The organism is Rhodococcus sp. SG20037 (genome assembly GCF_031763325.1).
Lineage (GTDB): Bacteria > Actinomycetota > Actinomycetes > Mycobacteriales > Mycobacteriaceae > Rhodococcus_F > Rhodococcus_F qingshengii.
Genome location: NZ_CP134497.1, coordinates 5,735,602 through 5,755,405, shown reverse-complemented (window position 1 = coordinate 5,755,405; position 19,804 = coordinate 5,735,602). Strand labels below are relative to the sequence as shown.

The window sequence follows — 19,804 nt, the reverse complement described above, 5'->3', positions numbered from 1 at the left end:
ATCTCTCAGGACTTCGCGTGGCGTTTCGCCAGCATCCAACGTGAGATCTTCATGTCCCTGGCTTTTCGCTCGATGGTCAGCAGGTCCAGTGGAGCGCTGAACTTCTGAACGGCCAGTGATTTCACACTGCTGAACTCACGCAGCCCATCGGCTCCGTGGATACGGCCGAATCCGGAATCGCCGACCCCGCCGAACGGCAGGGCGGCGATTCCGGCGAAACCGAGAACCGAATTGACCGTGACGACACCGCATTCGAGCTTCTCGGCAATTGCTCGGCCCTTCGACGAACTCTTGGTGAACACCGAGGCGCCCAAGCCGTACTTCGACGCATTGGCGCGCTCGATCCCCTCGTTCATGTCGGCGACCTTGTTCACCACGACGCTCGGGCCGAACGTCTCCTCGGTGATCGCCGTGGAATCCTCCGGAACATCCGTCAGGATGATCGGATCGATGAACGGACCGTTGAACGAATCAAGTCCGCCGAGTACAGCTTTCGCGCCGCGACTGAGAGCGTCTTCGATCTGGCCCCGGACTATCCCAGTCTGCTTTCCCAGCGTCATCGGCCCGTAGGTCGAGCTGTCGGTGGCGCCGGCGTGGGCGTCTCGTAGCGCGGCGGTGAGCTTGGACAGGAAGGCGTCGTACACGGGCGCTGCGACGTAGATTCGTTCGACGCCGGCACAGGTTTGTCCGCCGTTGCCCACTGCCCCGAATGCCGCGAAGCTCACGGCCGCATCGAGGTTGGCGTCGGAGTCCACCAGCATGGCGTCCTTGCCGCCGCATTCGGCGACCAGGGGGGTGAGGGTGTCCGCGCAGGCGGCCATTACGCGCTTTGCGGTAGCGGTCGAACCGGTGAATGCGATCTTGTCGACACCGGACGAACACAGAAGTGCACCGGTTTTTCCGTCACCGGTAATGGTCTGCAGGACAGGGTGTCCGGGTGCGGCGATGTTCCACAGCCGGGCCAATTCGACGCCGACGCCTGGTGAGAGTTCGCTCGGTTTGAAGACTACGGCGTTGCCGGCGGCCAGTGCGTAGCCGATCGACCCCATCGGTGTGTACAGCGGATAGTTCCAGGGGCCGATCACGCCGACGACGCCCATCGGCCGGTAGCCAACGGATGCAGACTGGTTGGCGCTGATCAGTCCTGCACCGACACGTCTGCGGCGCAACACTTTCTGTGCGTTGCGTGCCGCCCAGTCGAGATGTTCGACGGCCAGCATGACTTCGAGTAGTGCGTCGTCGCTGGGTTTTCCGGTCTCGGCGGAAATGATCGCCGCCATCGATTCGGCGTGAGTGGCGATCGCGGCGCGGAAATTGCCGAGCACCTTCCGGCGGCCTTGGAATCCGAGTTGATCCCACCACTTCGACGCCGTGCGTGCTGCGGCGACCGCTTTCTCGATCTCCTGCTGGTCTGCAATGGGGTGCTGCGCGACCACGGAATCATTGCGAGGGTCGAGGCTCGCGAAAGTGTGATCGTCCGATCTCGGATCTGTCGACGTGGACGTGCTCTGGCGGCCGAGCTGTTCTGTCATGTTCTTCAGATCCTCCACATGTCGGTGCATCACATATATGTGATGTGATTTACTGTGCTGGTAGTCACAGTATGCGTCGGACCGAGCTCCGACAAGCCTCCAGCCTCATCTCACTCGGGAGTTTTCGATGTACATGGATTTCACGCAGGAGCAGTCTGATTTCGCCAAGTCGGTAGCGTCGTTCTGCAAGAAGGAAAGTGGTACCCGTGAGCAGCGAGACCTGCTGACCGATCATGGCGCCCATAACCACAACCAGGCGTTCTACGAGAAGATGGCGGAATTGGGATGGCTCGGGCTGACTGTCCCGGAGGAATACGGCGGATCCGCCGGAAGCACGGTCGACCTGTGCATCTTTCTGGAGGAAGCCGCCAAGGGCATGGCGCCGATCGGTGGACTCGGCCCGACCGTCATCACCGGGGCTGCATACGAGAAGTTCGGCAGTCCGGCCCAGAAGGAGGCAGTGCTCGGCGGGATCGTCCGTGGCGCGTCTCAGTCGATCTCGATGTCCGAACCCGAAGCGGGCTCCGACGTGGGAAATCTGAGTTGCCGCGCCGAGAAGGTCGACGGTGGGTGGCTGATCAACGGCCAGAAGACGTGGTGTTCCAACGCGCACTTCGCCGAGAACATCCTTCTGGTGGCTCGCACATCCCGAGGTGAAGGCAAGCATGAGGGCCTGACGATGTTCCATGTCCCGGCCGACATCTCCGGATTGAAGATCAGTGGAATCGACACCATGGGCGGCAAGGAGGTCAACGATCTCTACTTCACCGACACATTCCTGCCCGAGGACGCGGTGGTTGGCGAAGTCGGCAACGGCTGGCGTCAACTCATGGCCGGACTCAACATCGAACGCCTCATCCTCGCGGCGATGATGCTCGGGACCGCGCAGCGCGCTTTCGACGACACCCTCGAATTCGTCACCACGCGTAAGCAGTTCGGCCGTCCGGTCGGATCGTTTCAGGCGCTTCGCCACCGGATCGCGGATCTCGCCACGGAGATCGAATGCGGCCGTCTGCTGGTCTACAGCGTGGCCCGAATGGTCGACGCCAACCCGACCAAGATGTTCCCGCGGGAAGCGTCGATGGCCAAGCTCAAGCTGACCGAGACCGCCAAGAAGGTCGCGCTCGAGGGGATGCAGATGATGGGTGGGTACGGTTACGCGACTGAGTTCGACATGGAGCACCATGTGCGAAAGACTCTTGTGTCCTCCATTTATGGTGGTACCAACGAGATTCAGCGAGACATCATCGGCAAAACGTACGGACTGTGAGGATCGGTTGTGGCAACGTCTGCACGCACTCGGAGAGCGACATCTGAGCTGAGGAGACGGCCACAGTTGTCGGAGGACGTGGCCAACCACGTTCGCAACCTGATCATGTCCGGCTCGGTCCGTCCGGGCGAGTTCGTCAGGCTGGACGAAACGGCGGCCGACCTCGGGGTCAGCGTCACGCCGGTGCGAGAAGCCCTCGTCGCATTACGCGGCGAGGGGATGGTCGAGTTGGTTCCGCATCGCGGCTATCTCGTCTCGCCCCTCAGTCGCCAGGACATCGAAGACATCTTCTGGTTGCAGGGGCAGATCGCGGTCAAGCTGGCGTTGCGGGCGATGGACAGCATCACCGCTGATCAACTCGCGGAACTCGCGGAACTCAATGCCGATTTGCGAGCGGCGGTCGACGCTTCGGATGCAGCTGCGATCGAGCAGTGCGAATTCGAGTTCCATCGCCTGATCAATCGCGCTGCGGGTGGTGCGAAGTTGGCATGGTTCCTGTTCGGCGCGATTCGGTACACCCCTGCTCGTCTCTACGCGACGGATCCAGGCTGGGGTGAGCTTGCGGTATCGAGCCACGATGCTTTGATCGCGGCGTTCGAGAAGCACGATCGAGAACAGGTGGACGCGCAGATGAGTCTGCAGTTCTCCGACGGCGCTGCTCGACTTCTCGCTCACCTCGACAACATCGGGATCTGGGACTGAATCAGGAGCTCAAGACGGCGGCAGGGCGGGTGCGAGCAGGATCGCCGCACATTCGGCGACCAGTTCTTCTTCCGTCACGTCGATGTACCCGTCGAGCCATGCACTGAGGGTCTGCGCCAGGCCGCCGACCAGGAACGTGGCGGTCAGGGTCAGATGACCGCTGTCGTTCAATCGGTAGAAGGTCTTCGCGTTGGCGGCCAGGAGACCGATGAATATCGTCGTCGACGCTTGGCGTTTCTCGGCCAGGACAGGGCTCGTCAGGGCGCTGGAGAACAGTAGACGTCCGCGACGGGGATCGTTCGCGATAGTGCGGACGATGTTCGCGATTCCAGCGAGCGCCTTGCCGCGTTCGGTCTCGGCGGCGTCCACTGCAGCCTGGGTTGAAACGGCGATGTCCGTGATGACGGTGTCGTAGACGGCCGACATCAGAGCATCACGATCGGTGAAGCTCTCGTAGAAGTACCGCGCCGCGACACCGGCCTTCTTGCACACTCCGCGGACCGTCAGTTCGGGCTCGGCGGAGCCCATGAGTTCCAGACCGGCCTCGATCAGCGCCTCCCGTCGTTGGGCTACGCGGAGCGCGCCGTCGACGCCACCGTACGAACGCGGTTGGTCATTCATGAAGACCATCTTTGCATCCCGAGATTGCTTGACATCTCGGCATTTCGGCGTTTCACTCATCTGAGAACATGCGTTCGCAGATATCGACTCGAAGGGGTTCTGCCATGACGGTGAGTAGGGATTCGATGGACGGGCGCGAGGAAGCGGTGGCAGGCGGCATCGGAGCGGTCGGCGTCCGGGCGATCGACATCGACGCGGAAGTCGAAAAGGCGATGTCCGGACTCGGACTGTTGGCAGCCGGCGCCAACGTCATCATGCAGTTGGCGCGCCCGGCGGTGGGGTACGGCGTGTACGAGAGCAAGGTCGAGACGGGTCGGTTGGATCGGCATCCGGTGAAGCGAACCCGGACGACGCTGACGTATCTCGCGGTGGCGAGCCTGGCGACGGACGAAGAAAAGAAGCTGTACCGGCGCGCAGTCAATGGCTCGCACAAGCATGTTCGCTCCGATGAGAACAGTGCGGTCGGGTACAACGCGTTCGATCCCGAACTGCAGTTGTGGGTAGCCGCCTGCCTGTACCGAGGCTTCGAGGACGTCTACAAAATCTTGTACGGGGATCTCGATCCGGTCACCCGGGATGCGTTCTATCAGCGCAGCGCCACGTTCGGTACAACCCTTCAGATGCGACGCGACATGTGGCCGGCGGACCGGGATGCGTTCGAGGTCTACTGGAACGAGAACCTAGACAAGGTGGCGATCGACGAGACGATTCGTGAGCATCTCTACGGGATCGCGTCGGCGACCTTCACTCCGAAGTTGTTGCATCCCGTGGTCGGTCCGCTCAACCGATTTGTCACCACCGGGTTCCTGCCCCAAGCCTTTCGTGACGAAATGCGGCTCCCGTGGTCAGTGCGTCAGCAGCGTAACTTCGATCGATCCATGCGCGTCGCCGCGCTGGTCAATCGGTTCAGTCCGAAGATTCTGCGGATGTTTCCCTACAACTTCTATCTCTGGGATCTGCGTCGGCGCATCGCCAAGGGTATCCCGTTGGTCTGAGCCGACTCTGGCACTTGAAGTGATTGACACCACAGGTGAATCGGACACATACTCGACATAGTTGAAGTTGACGTCAAGTTTCATCATTCCTGTGGAGGCTGTCAGTGGCGAACATCGAAGGCGTATGTGACCAGCGATTCTCTGGCTTGAAGGAGGCGCTGGCACGCAATCTCGATTCCGGCGAGGACGTCGGGGCAGCGATCGCACTGACGATCGACGGCGAATCCGTCGTCGACATGTGGGGCGGTTGGGTCGACTTCGAGCACACTGCTCCTTGGTCTCGCGACACCGTTACCAATGTCTGGTCCTGCAGCAAGACCGTGACCGCACTGGCCGCGCTCATGCTCGTCGACCGCGGGTTGCTTGATCTCGACGCCCCGGTCGCGCAGTACTGGCCGGAATTCGCAGCAGCGGGCAAGGACCGAATTCAGGTCCGGCAACTGTTGTCGCACACCTCGGGTGTGTCGGGGTGGGATCAACCGTTCACCCTCGAGAACATTTGCGACGACGAATATGCCACCGCCCGGTTGGCGACGCAGGCTCCGTGGTGGGAACCGGGTACGGCATCCGGATACCACGCCCTCAACTACGGCCACCTGATCGGCGAGGTCGTCAGGCGCATCGACGGACGAACCCTCGGCCGCTTCATCGACGAGGAAATCGCCGGCCCACTCGATGCTGATTTCCGCCTGGGCTTGCCGAAGTCGGAATACGGGCGAGTCTCGAATGTGATTGCGCCACCGCCGTTGCCGATCGACATCGCGGCACTCGGGATGGACAACATCATGGTGAAGACATTCACCGCGCCGCCGGCTGACGCTACGGGTTCGTGGACCGACGGGTGGCGCGCCGCCGAGATCGGTGCGGCCAACGGTCATTCGAATGCGAGGGCACTCGCAAGGATCCAATCGGTGATCGCGTGCGGTGGCAAGGTCGGTGACGTTCGCTTGCTGTCGGAGGAAACGATCGACAAGATCTTCGAGGAGCAGTCGTACGGGGTCGACCTCGTCCTCGGCGTGCCGGTCCGCTTCGGCGTCGGATTCGGATTGCCGACGCCCGAGTCCGTCCCGTTCATTCCGGAGGGGCGAATCTGCTTCTGGGGAGGTTGGGGTGGCTCGCAGATCATCATCGACACCGAGAAGCGCATGACGTTCTCGTACGTGATGAACAAGATGGGGCCGGGTCTGCTCGGTTCCGAGAGATCGGCGCAGTACGTATCGGCGGCCTACGACGCTTTGAGTTGATCGACCGATTCAAATCCGGCAGAACGGTTTTTGTCTGTCGCCGCTGACTATGCTGCCGGATATGCCAGTGTGTTCCGGGGGGAAATCAGCGAGTCCGTTTCGTCGAAGTACGCCCAAAAGTTGCGGAGCTGCATCGGCTGATCGGCGATGAACGGTTTGGTCGACGTCGTCATGCGCTGGTGGCAGTTGCCGGACCAGTTCCACAGTTTCAGCAGGTACCTCCAGGACCGCGGGTTCTTGACTTCCTGCCGGGCGCTGGTCGGCGGAACAGCATTCTGGATGGGGCTGGTGTTGCTGTCGGCGCGATTCAGTGACGTCGGTCCGCAAGGTACGTTCTGGCGAGCGGTCAATCTGGCGGTCATCGCGCTGTGCCTCGGCGCGGCCCTGATCTGGTGGCTGTTTCCGCCTACGCCGCTGTGGTCGTACACCTTTGTCGTGGGTTCCGACGTCGCGATTGCGGCGGCGGCCGCAACCGACTCGGAACCGCTGGGACGACTCATCGCGTGCGTCGTTTTCGCGTCGATCGGCGGCTACATCGCGTTCTTCCACAATCCGAAACTCCAAGTCGGTCACTTGGTCTTCGCCTCGACCGTCACGGTGCTTTCGGGGTGGACTTTGTTGTTCGGGCCAGCAGCGGACGTCGGCTTGGGACTGGCGAAGATCTCGGTTGTGCTGGCTACGATCATCGTGATTCCTGTTGTGTCACAGATTGTTCTGGCGGTCCTGGGTTCGGATGCCACTACCTCCGACATCGACCCGTTGACCGGACTGCTCAACCGTCGCGGATTGGCGCGTCGGGTGAACGACTTGATGGGCGCTCCGGTCACCGAAGCGGATGCACTGCTCGTAGTGGTGATCGACCTCGATCGCTTCAAGACGATCAACGACGTTCACGGCCATGACGTAGGAGACAGCACGATCATGCGAACTGCACTGCGCATCCGTTTGTGGACAACCCAGTCCGCCTTGACTGCTCGTATGGGCGGTGACGAGTTCGTCGTGGTCGAACGGGTACCGGTCAGCGTGATCTCCAGGCTGGAAGGACAGATCCGCTCCGCGATGGACGGAGCGAACGATGACCCTCCGACGAGCGCGAGCATCGGAATGGCGGTCCGCACCGCGCCCCGGAATCCGGGTGAGTCCGTCGACGCTGCTTTTGCCGAACTCTTCCGCGTCGCGGACTCGGTGATGTACGAAGCGAAGCGCGAAGGTGGCAACCAGGTGCGGGCGAGCTTGGTCTGATGTGAGAGCTCAGTCGGCGAAGCTCAGACCACGTTCGGCGAGTGCTTCGCGCAGAATCCTCAAGGCCTTCGGTCCCATCCCGTGCAAAGCGCCGAGTTCCTTCTCGGACACGGACGTCAGCTGCGCGAGATGGGTGTAACCCGCTGCGATCAGCGCGCGCTGTGCGGGAGCTCCCGTCTTCGGGAAGTCGGTTTCCACTGTGCCCGGATCCGGTTCTGTCACTGGCCAACTCCTCCGTGTGGGTTTCTCACAGTTTAGCGAGCGTCGTGAACGATTTCGGGGCTGCCGATTTTGTCGGGCGTTCGCGGAAGTGCGCGAGCTGCCACGGCAATGCCGATGATCGAGACAGCGGCGAAGGTGAAGAGAAGCAATTGCGCAGAACGAAGCGTCGACGGTTCGCCGATGTTGACCAGCACTCCGGCCAGGGCTGCACCGAAGGCATTGGCGATCAGCTGAACGGTGTTGATGGCAGCCGAGGCACGCGCACCTTCTCCGGGATCGGTGACCGAGGTCATCGCCCCGACTGCAAGATGAGGCCAGGCGATGCCGATTCCGACGCCGGCGAACAGCAGTCCGATCACCCACGCGACCATCGCACCGGCGCCGGCGTGTTCGGTGAGAAATGCTGCCATGATGCCCAACCCGATCGCGACGAGGATCGGACCGCTGACAACGATTCGTCGCACGATACGAGGGGTCGTGGCCGAGGCGCTCGGGATTTCGCCGAGAGTCCAGCCGAGAGCGAGTGCGGCCCCGAGGAATCCGGCCGCGAGAGGCGCCAGGCCGGCAAGTCGTTGCCCGAAGAGTGGAATGAACGTCTCGACGGTCGACGCGACAGCGAGGACGACGATGGTCAGGTACACCCATTTGAGGGACGACGCGTTGAACGTCGACGGCGGTAGTACGCCGTGGCGCGAGCGACGGTCAGCGGCGACAAAGGCGATCAGTAGCAGCACAGCGGCGAGAACCATTGCGGCGGTCACGGCGAGGTTGGACAGAATTCCGGCAACGCTGACCAGCAAAGCTGCCGCAGTCAGCAATGCCAGCGAGAGGACCGGCACCGGGCTACTGGTGGTGCTGCCCGGTTCATGTGCCGGTAGCGCGCTGGGGACGAGAGCGGCGACTGCGATCGTCGCGATGACCAGGACGCCGAAAGCCCATCGCCAGGCTCCGAACTGAGCAAAGACACCGCCGATTGCAGGGCCGGCGAAGGTGCCGACTCCCCACATCGCCGAAACCAGCGCGGCCCCGCGAGTCCACAGATGTCTGGGGAGCGCGGCATTGATGACGGCGTAACCGAGACCGGCCAGCAGGCCACCGCCCGAACCCTGGATCGTGCGGCCGACCAACAGCAATTCCATCGTCGGGCTGACCGCACAGACAACGGTGCCGAGCGCGAAGATCGCGAGGCCGATCAGGTAGGCCCCGCGCGGTCCCCTGGCAGCGAGGACGTTGGTGACCAACATCGAAGAGATGACGGAAGCAATGAGGAAGACCGTCGCGGTCCAGGCGTAGTACTGCTGACCGCCGATGTCGTCGATGGCAGTCGGAAGCAGGCTGGTCGTCAGGTAGACGTTGGTCGCGTACAGCGCAACGCCGCCTGCGAGGACGGTAGCGGTGCCGAGGTATCGACCGCTCAGGAGCTGCCGCCAGGTTCCGGTGGGAGCATCGGTGGGGGAGTGCATGTTGTCGAAGGTAGAATCTCGAGTGCGCTTCAGGTCAATGTCGCGCAGCCATTGGGAGGCAGAATGATCCGTAAGAGTGACGAACTTCTCTCGATCGGCGAGGTATCGGAGCGCACTGGCGTCGCCGTGTCGGCTGTGCGCTACTACGAAACACTCGGTCTGGTTCCTGCGGAGCGGACGGCAGGAAATATGAGGAAGTTCCCGCGGCATTCGATCCGGCGGGTGTCGCTGATCCAGTTGGCAGTCAGATTCGGGATACCCCTGGCCGAAGTTGCCGAAGTATTCGGATCGTTGCCGCAGGGGCGAACTCCGACGAAGAAGGACTGGCGCAAGATTTCCACGGAGTGGAATCAACGCCTCGAGGATCGCAAGCAGGCCATCAACCGGATGCAGGACGAACTGACGGGCTGTATCGGCTGCGGGTGTCTGTCACTGAAAACATGCAACCTGCTCAACCCTGGAGACGAACTGGGCCGGGAGGGACCCGGCGCCAGACGTCTCTGAAACTACTGTCGGTCACACTCTTTCGCGTGGCCGCGACTGAGCATTCCACCGACCACCACGACGCTCGATCTCGATGGGATGCGAGAAGCACTCGCTGATGTTCTGGGTGGTGATCACATCCTCGGCGAGGCCGCTGGCGGTCACGACGCCGTCCTTGATCAGAAGAGCATGTGTGGTGGTGCTGGGGATCTCCTCGATGTGGTGCGTCACGAGGATGCTGGCAAGTGACGGGTTCTGATTGCGGAGGTCGTCCAGTGCCGTCAAGAGTTGTTCGCGTGCAGCAAGATCGAGCCCGGTCGCCGGTTCGTCGAGCAGAAGCAGGCGCGGTTCGACCATGAGTGCGCGGGCGATCAGGGCTCGTCCCCGTTCGCCTTGGGACAAGTTGGGCCACAGCGCGTCTGAACGCGGACTCATTCCGAGTAGATCGATCAGTGCGTCGGCGTGAGCCTCTTGCTCCGGCGTCGGTGACCAGCGCGGCATCACCTCGGTGGTGTTGGTGAGGCCGGTGATCACGACGTTGCGGACGGTGATCGGAATTCCGATCGTGTGACGAGGGTTCACGTGCCCGATGTCCATCCGCAGTTCCCTCATGTCGACGCGGCCCAACTTGTGGCCGAGGACGTAAACGGAACCGCGAGTCGGGTGGGCGGTTGCTCCGAGCAGGCTCAGAAGCGTGCTCTTGCCCGCGCCGTTCGCGCCGAGGAGGACCCAGTGTTGTCCGGGTTCGATCGAAATGTTGATGTCTTTCAACAAGTATCGGCCGTCGCGGACGAGATCCACGTGTTCGGTCGACAGAACTGTGCCGGTGGGGTGTTGCACGAGAACTAACCTCTCTTAGGCGTCGAGCACACGCAGTCGTCGTAGGACGGTGTCGATGTTTGCTCGAGTTGCCGCTACCGCGGCTTCTGGGTCGGCGTCTTGAAGGGCCTCGACCAACTGATCATGGGCATGTGAGGTGTCGGGGACGCCGGCCTCGTGGGCCATCATCTCGACGAGGGATTCACGAAGGAGTGGACGCACCGACGTGAAAAGCGAGAGCAGAACTGCGTTTCCTGACAGTCGAACGACTTCGGTGTGGAAGTCGAGGTCGACGTCGACGAACTTCTCGACATCACCCTCGAAATGACTGTGTCGCATGGTCAGTCGACGCAGCAGGCCGTCGAGGTCCTCGGGTTGTACCCGCTCCGCGGCCAGTCTGGCGGCCTCGATCTCGAGTGCGCGACGGACTTCGAAGACCTCGAGGATCCTCGAGCGTCGAAGAAGTTTGGTGAATTCGTCGACGTGTTCGAGTTCGGACGCGGCAGCCACGAAGGTTCCGACGCCGTGTCGGACTTCGAGTAGTCCGTCGCGAGCGAGGAGGCGGATTGCCTCGCGAATCGAGGAACGCCCGACGCCGAGTTCGACGGCGAGGGCCGCCTCGCTCGGTATGCGCTCGGACGGCGCCCACGTTCCATGCATGATTCGCCCGCGCAGCAACTGTTCGAGTTGCGGTACCAGCGGACCACTGCGAAGTGTGAATCCTGTGTGGTCGTCGGACACGGCTCGCCTCTCGGGTGGGTACCGAAAGAGTAACAACTCATCAGACGTCTGAGGACTCGGGTGGCCGGTGTGTCGCCGTAGTGTTCACGCGGTCGAAGCGTGTCAGTTGCGGGTGACGCCGAGGAGCAGTGCGATCAGGTCGAGGGCCGTCTCGATCTCGGCCTTTTCTCGGCCGAGCAGGGGGGCGTAGAGGTGTACGTCGCAGATGCGAACGAGGGCTTCGCCCAGCACTTGCGGCGAGAGCGTGATCGTCAGTTGGCCGGCGTCGACCTGGGACTGCAAGATTTCGGCGGTGATGGAGGCGGAGATCGATTCGATGGAGCCGGGCATCATCGCGAGTTTGATGAACACCATCGGTTCGCGTTTGGTCAGCGCGCGCAGTTCTGTCGACGATTCCACCGATCGCATAACGCGGCCGAAGACGTCGAGAATGTACTCCGGACCTTGCCCCGACGCCTGTGACATCGCCTTTCGGTATGTCCGTTCGGTGGCCTCGGCCAGCACTGTTCCGAGCAGTTCGTCGCGGTTGCCGACCCAGCGGTACAGCGTCGCGCGGCCTACGCCGAGACGTTCGGCGAGCAGTGACATGTCGAGTGGTTCCTCCGCGAGGTACATGCTCGCGGCGGTGTCGATCGCGCGTCGGCGTTCGAGGTCGGTAGGCATCGGGACATTCTCTCCGGTTGTCCGGTACTGCACAATTTCGGCCGTTGAAAAATGGTGAGCCTCGGGGGATCGAGCCTATTGACGAACCTGGCCACGTGAGACACACTAGCTCATTGTCTCATGTTAGTGATGGCGATCACAGTCAGGGGTTCGATCGATGAGTTCAGTACAAACCGTTCGTGGGCCGGTGGATACAGCCGATCTGGGAAAGGTGTTGATGCACGAGCATGTCTTCGTTCTGGGTGAGGAGTTGCGCCAGAACTACCCCGACTACCCCGAACCCTGGGACGAGGAAGTACGGGTAGCGGACGCGGTGGCAAAGCTGACCGAGGTGAAGTCCCGCGGAATCAGCACGATCGTCGATCCCACGGTGATCGGCCTCGGCCGGTACATTCCGCGCATCGTCCGGATCAACGAGCAGGTCGATCTCAACATCATCGTTGCTACCGGCATTTACACCTACAACGACATTCCCTTCCAATTCCATTACACCGGACCGGGATTGCTGTTCGACGGCCCCGAGCCGATGGTCGAACTGTTCGTCAAGGACATCAGGGAAGGAATCGCCGGAACCGGTGTCCGAGCCTCCTTCCTGAAGTGCGCCATCGAGGAGCCGGGCCTTACCCCCGGCGTCGAGCGGGTCATGCGCGCGGTCGGACAGTCGCAGGTGGAAACGGGAGTGCCGATCACCGTGCACACCAATCCGCACACTGAATCCGGGCTGGTCGCGCAGAAGGTTCTGGCCGAAGAGGGTGCGGATCTGACCAAGGTGGTCATCGGTCACTCCGGCGACACCACCGATCTCGACTACTTGTGTGCGCTGGCCGATGCCGGTTCGCTACTGGGGATGGACCGTTTCGGTCTCGAACCGTTCCTGTCGTTCGAGGATCGTGTCAACACCGTGGTGGAGATGGCCCGTCGCGGTTACGCGGAGAAGATGGTTCTGGCGCATGACGCGTCGTGTTTCATCGACTACTTCCCCAGTGCTGCAAGAGAAGCGGCACTTCCGAACTGGAACTACACCCACATCAGCGATGATGTCATTCCGGCGCTGCTCGAACGTGGTGTCACCGAAGACCAGGTCAAGGCGATGCTGGTGGACAACCCACGTCGGTACTTCGAGAGCTGAGATATGACCAACGTGTACGAGAGCAAGCCCTGGCTCGCCAATTACGACGCCGACACTCCGCCGAACGTAGACATCGAGCACGTCGACGCCCTCGCGATGTTCCGTGCTTCGCTGGAGCGCGATCGCACTGCCCCGATCATCAGGTACTTCGACAGGACCGTCAGCTTTGCCGAGCTCGACGAGATGTCGGATGCGCTTGCCGTAGCCCTCGCCAAGGATGGAATCGGGTTCGCAGACAGAGTTTCCTTTGTCCTGCAGAATGTTCCGCAGTTCGTGATCGCGACAGTCGCGGTCTGGAAGCTCGGTGCCGTCGTCGTTCCGGTCAATCCGATGTACCGCGACCGTGAGCTGTCCACCGTACTGGCCGACAGCGGAGCGGCGGCAGTCATCTGTCTCGAGTCCTCGGCCGAGACCGTGGCGACTGCGTCCGAGGGCACCGCAGTGCGACGGGTGATAACCACGTCGGAACTGGATTTTCAGTCGCGCGACGATGAACGGATCTTCGGTTCGGCGTCCAGGATTCGGCACGATGGATTTCCGGATCTACTGGAATTGATCGAGGCTCATCGAGGGCAGAAGCCCGAGAAGGTCGATCTGTCCCCGGAAGACCTTGCCTACCTTCCCTATACGTCAGGGACAACCGGCCCGCCGAAGGGGTCGATGAACACGCACTCAAATGTCGTGTTCGCAGCGCAGATCTATCGGGACTGGCTGGGGTTGCGAACCGGCGGCGCGATGTTCGCGGTGGCGCCACTGTTCCATATCACCGGGTTGATCGGGCACGTCGCGGCTCCACTCCTAGCCGGCGCGCCCACGATTCTGACCTGCCGATTCCATCCCATCGTTGCAGCGGAGTCAATTTCGGAGCATCGGGCTACCGCGATCATCGGAGCGATCACGGTATTCATCGCGTGGACGGACAGCGCCGCAGTCTCGAAGGAATCTTTGAGCTCTCTCGAGTCGGTGTATTCAGGTGGCGCGCCGATCCCGCACGCGGCGTTGGAAGCGTTCCGGGCGAAGTTCGGTCACTACATTCACAACGGCTACGGGCTGACCGAGACGAACAGCCCGGCAATCGTGGTGCCGAATTCGCGTGAAGCGCCGGTAGATCCGGCGTCGGGGGCCGTTGCTGTCGGCGTACCGGTATCGAATACGTACGCCGAGGTGGTGGACGAGAACGACAAGCCGGTACAGGTCGGGGAGTACGGCGAGATCGTGGTCTCCGGTCCCCAGGTTGCACTCGGATACTGGAACAAGCCGGACGAGACCGCACATGCCATGCCGGACGGGCGTTTTCACACCGGCGACATCGGATTCATGGACGGCGACGGTTGGTTTTACATCGTCGACCGGATGAAGGATCAGATAAATGCGTCGGGCTTCAAAGTGTGGCCACGCGAAGTGGAAGATGTTCTCTATGAACACCCCGCCGTACGAGAGGCTGCTGTCGTCGGTGTCATGGATCCGTATCGCGGCGAAACCGTGAAGGCCTTCGTGTCCTTCAAGGACGGTGCCGAGGCGACCACCGAGGATCTGGTCGAGTTCTGCAAGGAAAGGCTTGCAGCATACAAGTATCCACGCATCGTCGAGGTCATGAATGACCTCCCGAAAACAGTGAGCGGCAAGATTCTTCGTCGTGAACTGCGGGTACCGAACTAGATCTGCCTGACAAACGAATTGCCGGCCGCCGACAAGGTGAGCCGGCCATTCGTCGTGGTGGCTGACGAGCATCGGTAGGGGATTTAGTCCCCTATGCGGCAATGCATTTCAGTGATTGACATCACTCTTTTTGTATCGCAGACTGATCGCAACGCCACAGAGTTGAAGTTGGTGTCAGTTTCTACTTCTGGCCCGGTTCCGCTTCTCAACTCCCGGCGCGACGAGCGTCCGACCCATCGAGGAGTAACCCATGACGAGATCGGCAGTGGATTCGAGCACGCAGGCAGGGGGCCTGTCCGATCAGGAACGGAAGAAGAAGAAGGCGCACCGCAAACTTCTAGGCGCGGGACTGCTCGGCAGTTCCATCGAGTGGTACGACTTCTTCTTGTACGGAACGGCTGCGGCACTGGTCTTTCCGCATGTGTTCTTCCCCGATTCATCCGCACTGATGGGCACATTGCTCTCGTTCAGTACGTTCTGGGCCGGCTTCGTTGCCCGCCCCATCGGCGGTTTGGTCGCCGGACACTTCGGCGACAAGTATGGGCGTAAGCCCGCCGTCGTCACCTGCCTGTTGCTGATGGCTGTCGCGACGTTCCTGATCGGCGCGATCCCGAGTGCTTCGGCAATCGGCGTCGTCGCTCCGATTCTTCTGGTGACACTGCGATTCATCCAAGGTCTCGCCTGCGGTGGCCAGTGGGGCGGAATCGTCCTTCTCCTCACCGAATCCGCGAGTCCCAAGAAGCGCGGATTCTCAGGCACTTTCGGTCAGATGGGTGTCTCGTTCGGTGTAGTGCTGGGCAACCTGGTCTTCCTCGTCGCGACCGCGACCATTTCCAATGATGCATTCCTGAGCTGGGGTTGGCGAGTTCCGTTCTTCGCCAGCGCGCTGCTCTTCCCTGTGGTTCTGTACATCCAGACGAAGGTCGAGGACACACCGGAATTCCTCGAGTTGCAGGAAGACGCCAAGAAGAACCAAAAGGACGTCGTCGTTCAGGCTCCACTGGCGCAGGCGCTCAAGGATCACTGGCGCAAGATTCTGCTCGGTTGCGGACTTCTGGCCGCCACCAATGCACTGTTCTACATCAGCATCGCCGGCGTGCTCAGCTACGGCACAACCGAACTGGGGTTGAAGCGGAACTCACTGCTCATCATCTCGCTCCTGAGCGCGTTGCTGACAGTCGGCGTGGTGCTGTGGTCCGGGAAGATGTCCGACAAGATCGGTCGTCGTCCGATGATCCTGATCGGCGCCGCGGCGATCGTGGTCTGGGCATTCCCGTACTTCTGGTTGATCAACACCAAGTCCCTGCCGCTGTTCTTCATCGCGGTGACGGTTGGCAGCGTGTTCCAGTCGATGACCTACGGGCCGATCGCGGCATACATGGGTGAGCTGTTCGCACCCAACGTGCGCTACTCGGCAGCATCGTTGGCCTACCAGTTGGCTGCGATCACGGTCAGCGGTGGCACTCCGTTCATCATGACAGCACTTATCGCGAAGACCGGAACCACGACATGGGTTGCCGTGTTCGTGGCACTCATGGGCTTGGTGACCTTCTTCAGTGCCTGGGTGCTGAAAGAGACCAACCCGAAGGAAGTTCGGGACGATCCGAACGCAATTCCGGGCGCGCACCTGTACGCCAAGTAACTCTTTCGGTTTCGAGCAGACGCCCGCTATCGGTCACCGGTAGCGGGCGTCTGACGTATAACTGGAGCATGGCTGCAGCACGCACAGGCTCCGAAGATGCTTCGTCGACAGTGTCACGGGAACTCCCCTCCACTCAGCGTGGTTTGCGTACGCGGCGAGCGTTGATCGATGCGGCCCGCACCGTTTTCGAACGGTCCGGCTATCTGGACTCGCGGCTGATCGACATCACTGTGGAGGCGCAGTGCTCGGCCGGTACCTTCTACACCTACTTCGCGAGCAAAGAAGAGATCTTCGCGGCAGTGATGGAGTTGGCACGCGAAGACATGATGCATCCGGGTATGCCGCACACTCCGAAAGGCGCGGATCCTGCTGAGGTCATCGCGGCGAGTAACCGCGCGTACCTCGAGGCGTACCGACGGAACGCGAAGCTGATGGGACTGCTCGAGCAGGTAGCAAGCATCGATCCGGAGTTCCGGGTTCTCCGCCTCGAGCGTGCTGACGCGTTTGTTCGACGCAACGCGCGCAGTATCGAGAAGCTGCAGAAGGCCGGACTGGCGGACGCGAATCTGGATCCGCTACTGACGTCTCGGGCACTCTCCGGGATGATCAGTCGACTTGCGTTCGGGTACTTCGTATCCCGCGGCGGCGAGGACGGCGCCGCCGGAGTGACCTTCGACGGTCTGCTCGATACCGTCAACCGGTTGTGGATCAACACTTTGCAATTCTCGCTACGCCGAAATTGATGTTGACGCCGGGTTCATGTTTGGTGTCTGATGGAGCAATGACACCCACGCGTACGGCAGTGCTCGTCGATTTCGGTGGAGTTCTCACCTCCAGTGTGCTGCGAGCCTTCGAAGATTTCGGAGCCTCGCTTGGGGGCGACCCACGACTTCCGTTGACCCTGCTCTCCCGCGACGACGTCTCGAAGCGACTGCTCTCCGATCACGAATCCGGAAAGATCGACCAGGAGGCCTTCGAAGCAGGATTCGGGGAACGGCTACGAGCGCACGGCGCCGTCGTGGACAGCGAAGGATTGGTCGACCGTATGCAGGCCGGGCTTGTCCGAGACGAAGAGATGGTGCGACTGATTGCGGACGTCCGAGCGGCGGGTCACCCTGTTGCGCTCGTGTCCAATGCTTTCGGGCGTGATTGCTACGCGGGTTTTGTGCTCGAGGACCTCGCCGACGAAGTGGTGATCTCCTCGGAAGTCGGGATTCGTAAGCCCTCTCGTCAGATCTACACCATCGCGTGCGAGCGGCTGGGTGTTGCGCCCGAAGGCGCCGTGATGATCGACGACCTGCAACAGAACCTCGACGGCGCGGCACGATTGGGGATCGCCGGCATTCTCCACACCGATGCGGAAAGCACTCGCAGTCAGTTGGAATCGACGTTCGGACTACTGCCCATGCAGTGAAACTGTAGGTTCTCGGTAACACTCGAATACTGCTGGAACACTTTTGGAGGAATGAATGATTGCTGTCATCGCGGATATCACCGTCAAAGACGGAAGCGGCGAACAGTTCGAAGCCGTAGTCGCCGAACTTGCCGAGAAGGTGCGCACGGAAGAGCCCGGAACGGTTCTGTATCAACTGATCCGCTCGAAGACGGATACGAATTCGTACAAGTTCATGGAGCTGTATCAAGACAGTGCTGCGATCAAGGCCCATGGATCGTCCGAGCATTTCCAGGCCGCGGGAAAGGCGATGGCGCCCTTCCTCGCAGGCGCCCCGCAGATCGAGTACTTCGACGCACTCTGAGCGCATGGACAGGGCACTCTGAGCGCATGGACAGGTGAACCCCGGCGAAATCTCGCCGGGGTTCACCTGTGTTTTCAGTTCTGCTTCTGGGCGAGGAGTTCGGTGCGGTCGATCGATCGCTTGAGGATCTTTCCCGTCGAACCCTTCGGGAGCGCGTCGATGAACTGGACGACCCGCGGAATCTTGTAGGCGGACAGACGTTCCCGAGCCCACGAGGTGACGTCATCTGCTTCGAGGTCGGAGCCTGGGCGCACGGCCACCACCGCCGCAACCTCCTCGCCGTAGTAGTCGTCGGGTATACCGATCACCGCGGCCTCGATGATGTCGGGGTGCTGGTAGAGCACCTCTTCGACCTCGCCTGGATAGACGTTGTATCCACCGCGGATGATGAGGTCCTTGACGCGGTCGACGATGCGAAGGTCACCGTCGGCGTCGGTCTCGCCGAGGTCTCCGGTGCGGAACCATCCGTCGTCGGACAGGACGGCGGCCGTGTCGGCCGGGCGCTTCCAGTAGCCCTTCATGACCGTCGGTCCTTTGATGAATACCTCGCCCACTGTGCCTGCCTGGCAGACATTTCCGTCGTGATCACGGACCTCGACCTCGGTGCGCGGTACGGCGCGGCCGGTGTATCCGATCTTTGCGACGCGGTCGATGCTGTTGAAAGTTCCGAATGCGCTCGTCTCGGTCAGGCCGTAGCCCTCGAGGATTGTGCAGTTGAACCGTGCTTCGAAGGCGCGAGCGACTTCACCGGGAAGTGATGCGCCACCGGAGATTGCGATCCGCAGTTGTTCGAAGTCGGAGCTGTCCACGTCGGCTGCGGCGTGCAGCATGGCATTCCACATGGTGGGGACGCCCGCCATGATGGTGAGCTTGTCCCGACGCACCAGGTCGAGCATGGCGGCCGGGTCGAACCGGGCGAGCAGGGACAGTGATCCGCCGCCGGTGAAGGTTGCCATCATGACCGAACCCTGGCCGAAGATGTGAAAGAGCGGCAGTCCGGTACCGGTGCGGTCCGAGGGATTTCCGCGGCTGCTCTCGGCGCCGATCTCACCGGCAGACAACAGATTCCCGACTGTCAGCTGAGCTCCCTTCGGACGTCCGGTGGTACCGGAGGTGTAGAGAATCGCCGTGGTGTCCGCTGTGTCGCGGTCGACCACCGTTGCCGGTGGATGGTCGGCCTTCGCCGATTCTTCGGTGAGCGTCCACACCGGGACGCCGCGCGCACTCCCTGCATCCTGAACTGCGGGACCGAGCTGGTGCCAGGCGATCGCCAGCGAAATCTCGGCGTCGTCCAGTACGTACTCGACTTCGGGTTGCGCCGACATCGTGTTGATGGGCACCACGACACAACCTGCAGCCTGAATCCCCATGTATGCCACGATGAATTCAGGCACCGACGGCGCCGCGAGCAGAACCCGGTCGCCGATGCTCAACCCTTCGTCGCGAATGCGGCCGGCGAACGCCAGAGACGCGTCGTGAAGCTGTCGGTATGTCCAATGACTATCCGTGCCGCGAATTGCAATATTTTCCGGAGTGGCTTCCGCGTGACGGGTCACCGGGTCGAGAACGCTAACCATGGTTCTGCCTTTCGGGAGGAATCGACCGATTGTGTGTCCTGGG

20 protein-coding genes are annotated in these 19,804 nt (G+C 61.6%); 12 read left to right on the top strand and 8 right to left on the bottom strand.

Going from position 1 to position 19,804, the window contains the following annotated elements; translation table 11 throughout:
• Nucleotides 1-5: 5 nt before the first annotated feature.
• A complete protein-coding gene (locus tag RHP72_RS26605; protein ID WP_065455056.1) occupies nucleotides 6-1,532 on the bottom strand; it encodes an aldehyde dehydrogenase family protein in 1,527 nt (508 codons plus the stop codon).
• A 127-nt stretch (nucleotides 1,533-1,659) separates the two neighbouring features.
• On the opposite strand from RHP72_RS26605, the gene RHP72_RS26600 reads away from it, so the two are divergent.
• Together RHP72_RS26600 and RHP72_RS26595 are read left to right on the top strand one after the other, a co-directional pair.
• On the top strand, nucleotides 1,660-2,802 hold the full coding sequence (locus tag RHP72_RS26600; RefSeq protein ID WP_007730792.1) for an acyl-CoA dehydrogenase family protein: 1,143 nt from the start codon (nucleotides 1,660-1,662) through the stop codon (nucleotides 2,800-2,802).
• A gap of 9 nt (nucleotides 2,803-2,811) precedes the next feature.
• Complete coding sequence (locus RHP72_RS26595) at nucleotides 2,812-3,504, top strand: GntR family transcriptional regulator (protein ID WP_054781111.1); 693 nt, start codon at nucleotides 2,812-2,814, stop codon at nucleotides 3,502-3,504.
• Between the two features lie 9 nt (nucleotides 3,505-3,513).
• On the opposite strand, the gene RHP72_RS26590 is transcribed toward RHP72_RS26595, so the two are convergent.
• A complete protein-coding gene (locus tag RHP72_RS26590) occupies nucleotides 3,514-4,134 on the bottom strand; it encodes a TetR/AcrR family transcriptional regulator (RefSeq protein WP_007730794.1) in 621 nt (206 codons plus the stop codon).
• A 116-nt stretch (nucleotides 4,135-4,250) separates the two neighbouring features.
• Between RHP72_RS26590 and RHP72_RS26585 the strand changes: the two genes are divergently transcribed.
• The 3 genes from RHP72_RS26585 (at nucleotide 4,251) to RHP72_RS26575 (ending at nucleotide 7,606) form a co-directional block, all read left to right on the top strand.
• A complete protein-coding gene (locus tag RHP72_RS26585) occupies nucleotides 4,251-5,120 on the top strand; it encodes an oxygenase MpaB family protein (RefSeq protein ID WP_311094904.1) in 870 nt (289 codons plus the stop codon).
• A gap of 104 nt (nucleotides 5,121-5,224) precedes the next feature.
• Nucleotides 5,225-6,364, top strand: a complete 1,140-nt coding sequence (locus tag RHP72_RS26580; RefSeq protein WP_311094019.1) for a serine hydrolase domain-containing protein — start codon at nucleotides 5,225-5,227, stop codon at nucleotides 6,362-6,364.
• 147 nt (nucleotides 6,365-6,511) lie between these two features.
• Complete coding sequence (locus tag RHP72_RS26575) at nucleotides 6,512-7,606, top strand: GGDEF domain-containing protein (RefSeq protein WP_042446343.1); 1,095 nt, start codon at nucleotides 6,512-6,514, stop codon at nucleotides 7,604-7,606.
• Between the two features lie 9 nt (nucleotides 7,607-7,615).
• On the opposite strand, the gene RHP72_RS26570 is transcribed toward RHP72_RS26575, so the two are convergent.
• Nucleotides 7,616-7,828, bottom strand: coding sequence for a hypothetical protein (locus RHP72_RS26570; protein WP_007730800.1), 213 nt, complete (start codon nucleotides 7,826-7,828; stop codon nucleotides 7,616-7,618).
• A 32-nt stretch (nucleotides 7,829-7,860) separates the two neighbouring features.
• Entirely contained in the window at nucleotides 7,861-9,291 is a 1,431-nt protein-coding gene (locus RHP72_RS26565; protein WP_047269414.1) for an MFS transporter, read from the bottom strand.
• Between the two features lie 63 nt (nucleotides 9,292-9,354).
• Here RHP72_RS26565 and soxR point away from each other — a divergent pair, with 63 nt between their 5' ends.
• Nucleotides 9,355-9,795 (top strand): redox-sensitive transcriptional activator SoxR, encoded by a 441-nt coding sequence (soxR, locus tag RHP72_RS26560; protein ID WP_003943238.1) that lies wholly within the window; start codon nucleotides 9,355-9,357, stop codon nucleotides 9,793-9,795.
• Between the two features lie 12 nt (nucleotides 9,796-9,807).
• Here the strand turns inward: soxR and RHP72_RS26555 are convergent, their stop codons facing one another.
• The 3 genes from RHP72_RS26555 to RHP72_RS26545 all read right to left on the bottom strand — a co-directional run bounded on the left by RHP72_RS26555 (nucleotide 9,808) and on the right by RHP72_RS26545 (nucleotide 11,997).
• Nucleotides 9,808-10,614: an ABC transporter ATP-binding protein gene (locus RHP72_RS26555; protein ID WP_003943111.1), complete on the bottom strand. Its 807-nt coding sequence runs from the start codon at nucleotides 10,612-10,614 to the stop codon at nucleotides 9,808-9,810.
• Between the two features lie 15 nt (nucleotides 10,615-10,629).
• Nucleotides 10,630-11,334 (bottom strand): FadR/GntR family transcriptional regulator, encoded by a 705-nt coding sequence (locus tag RHP72_RS26550; protein WP_064074994.1) that lies wholly within the window; start codon nucleotides 11,332-11,334, stop codon nucleotides 10,630-10,632.
• Between the two features lie 102 nt (nucleotides 11,335-11,436).
• Nucleotides 11,437-11,997, bottom strand: coding sequence for a QsdR family transcriptional regulator (locus tag RHP72_RS26545; protein WP_003943195.1), 561 nt, complete (start codon nucleotides 11,995-11,997; stop codon nucleotides 11,437-11,439).
• 157 nt (nucleotides 11,998-12,154) lie between these two features.
• On the opposite strand from RHP72_RS26545, the gene RHP72_RS26540 reads away from it, so the two are divergent.
• From RHP72_RS26540 to RHP72_RS26515, 6 genes are all read left to right on the top strand, one after another.
• Nucleotides 12,155-13,126 carry a phosphotriesterase gene (locus RHP72_RS26540; RefSeq protein ID WP_030536044.1) on the top strand — a complete coding sequence of 324 codons (972 nt, stop codon included), beginning with the start codon at nucleotides 12,155-12,157 and terminating at the stop codon, nucleotides 13,124-13,126.
• A gap of 3 nt (nucleotides 13,127-13,129) precedes the next feature.
• Nucleotides 13,130-14,785, top strand: coding sequence for an AMP-binding protein (locus RHP72_RS26535; RefSeq protein WP_165638396.1), 1,656 nt, complete (start codon nucleotides 13,130-13,132; stop codon nucleotides 14,783-14,785).
• Nucleotides 14,786-15,035: 250 nt separating this feature from the next.
• Nucleotides 15,036-16,427 carry an MFS transporter gene (locus RHP72_RS26530; protein ID WP_030536042.1) on the top strand — a complete coding sequence of 464 codons (1,392 nt, stop codon included), beginning with the start codon at nucleotides 15,036-15,038 and terminating at the stop codon, nucleotides 16,425-16,427.
• A 68-nt stretch (nucleotides 16,428-16,495) separates the two neighbouring features.
• Entirely contained in the window at nucleotides 16,496-17,170 is a 675-nt protein-coding gene (locus tag RHP72_RS26525) for a TetR/AcrR family transcriptional regulator (RefSeq protein WP_007730817.1), read from the top strand.
• A 38-nt stretch (nucleotides 17,171-17,208) separates the two neighbouring features.
• Entirely contained in the window at nucleotides 17,209-17,841 is a 633-nt protein-coding gene (locus tag RHP72_RS26520) for an HAD family phosphatase (protein ID WP_007730818.1), read from the top strand.
• Nucleotides 17,842-17,896: 55 nt separating this feature from the next.
• Complete coding sequence (locus RHP72_RS26515) at nucleotides 17,897-18,184, top strand: putative quinol monooxygenase (protein WP_007730819.1); 288 nt, start codon at nucleotides 17,897-17,899, stop codon at nucleotides 18,182-18,184.
• 74 nt (nucleotides 18,185-18,258) lie between these two features.
• Here RHP72_RS26515 and RHP72_RS26510 read toward each other — a convergent pair whose 3' ends face one another.
• Entirely contained in the window at nucleotides 18,259-19,761 is a 1,503-nt protein-coding gene (locus tag RHP72_RS26510) for a class I adenylate-forming enzyme family protein (protein ID WP_063315559.1), read from the bottom strand.
• Nucleotides 19,762-19,804 lie beyond the last annotated feature (43 nt).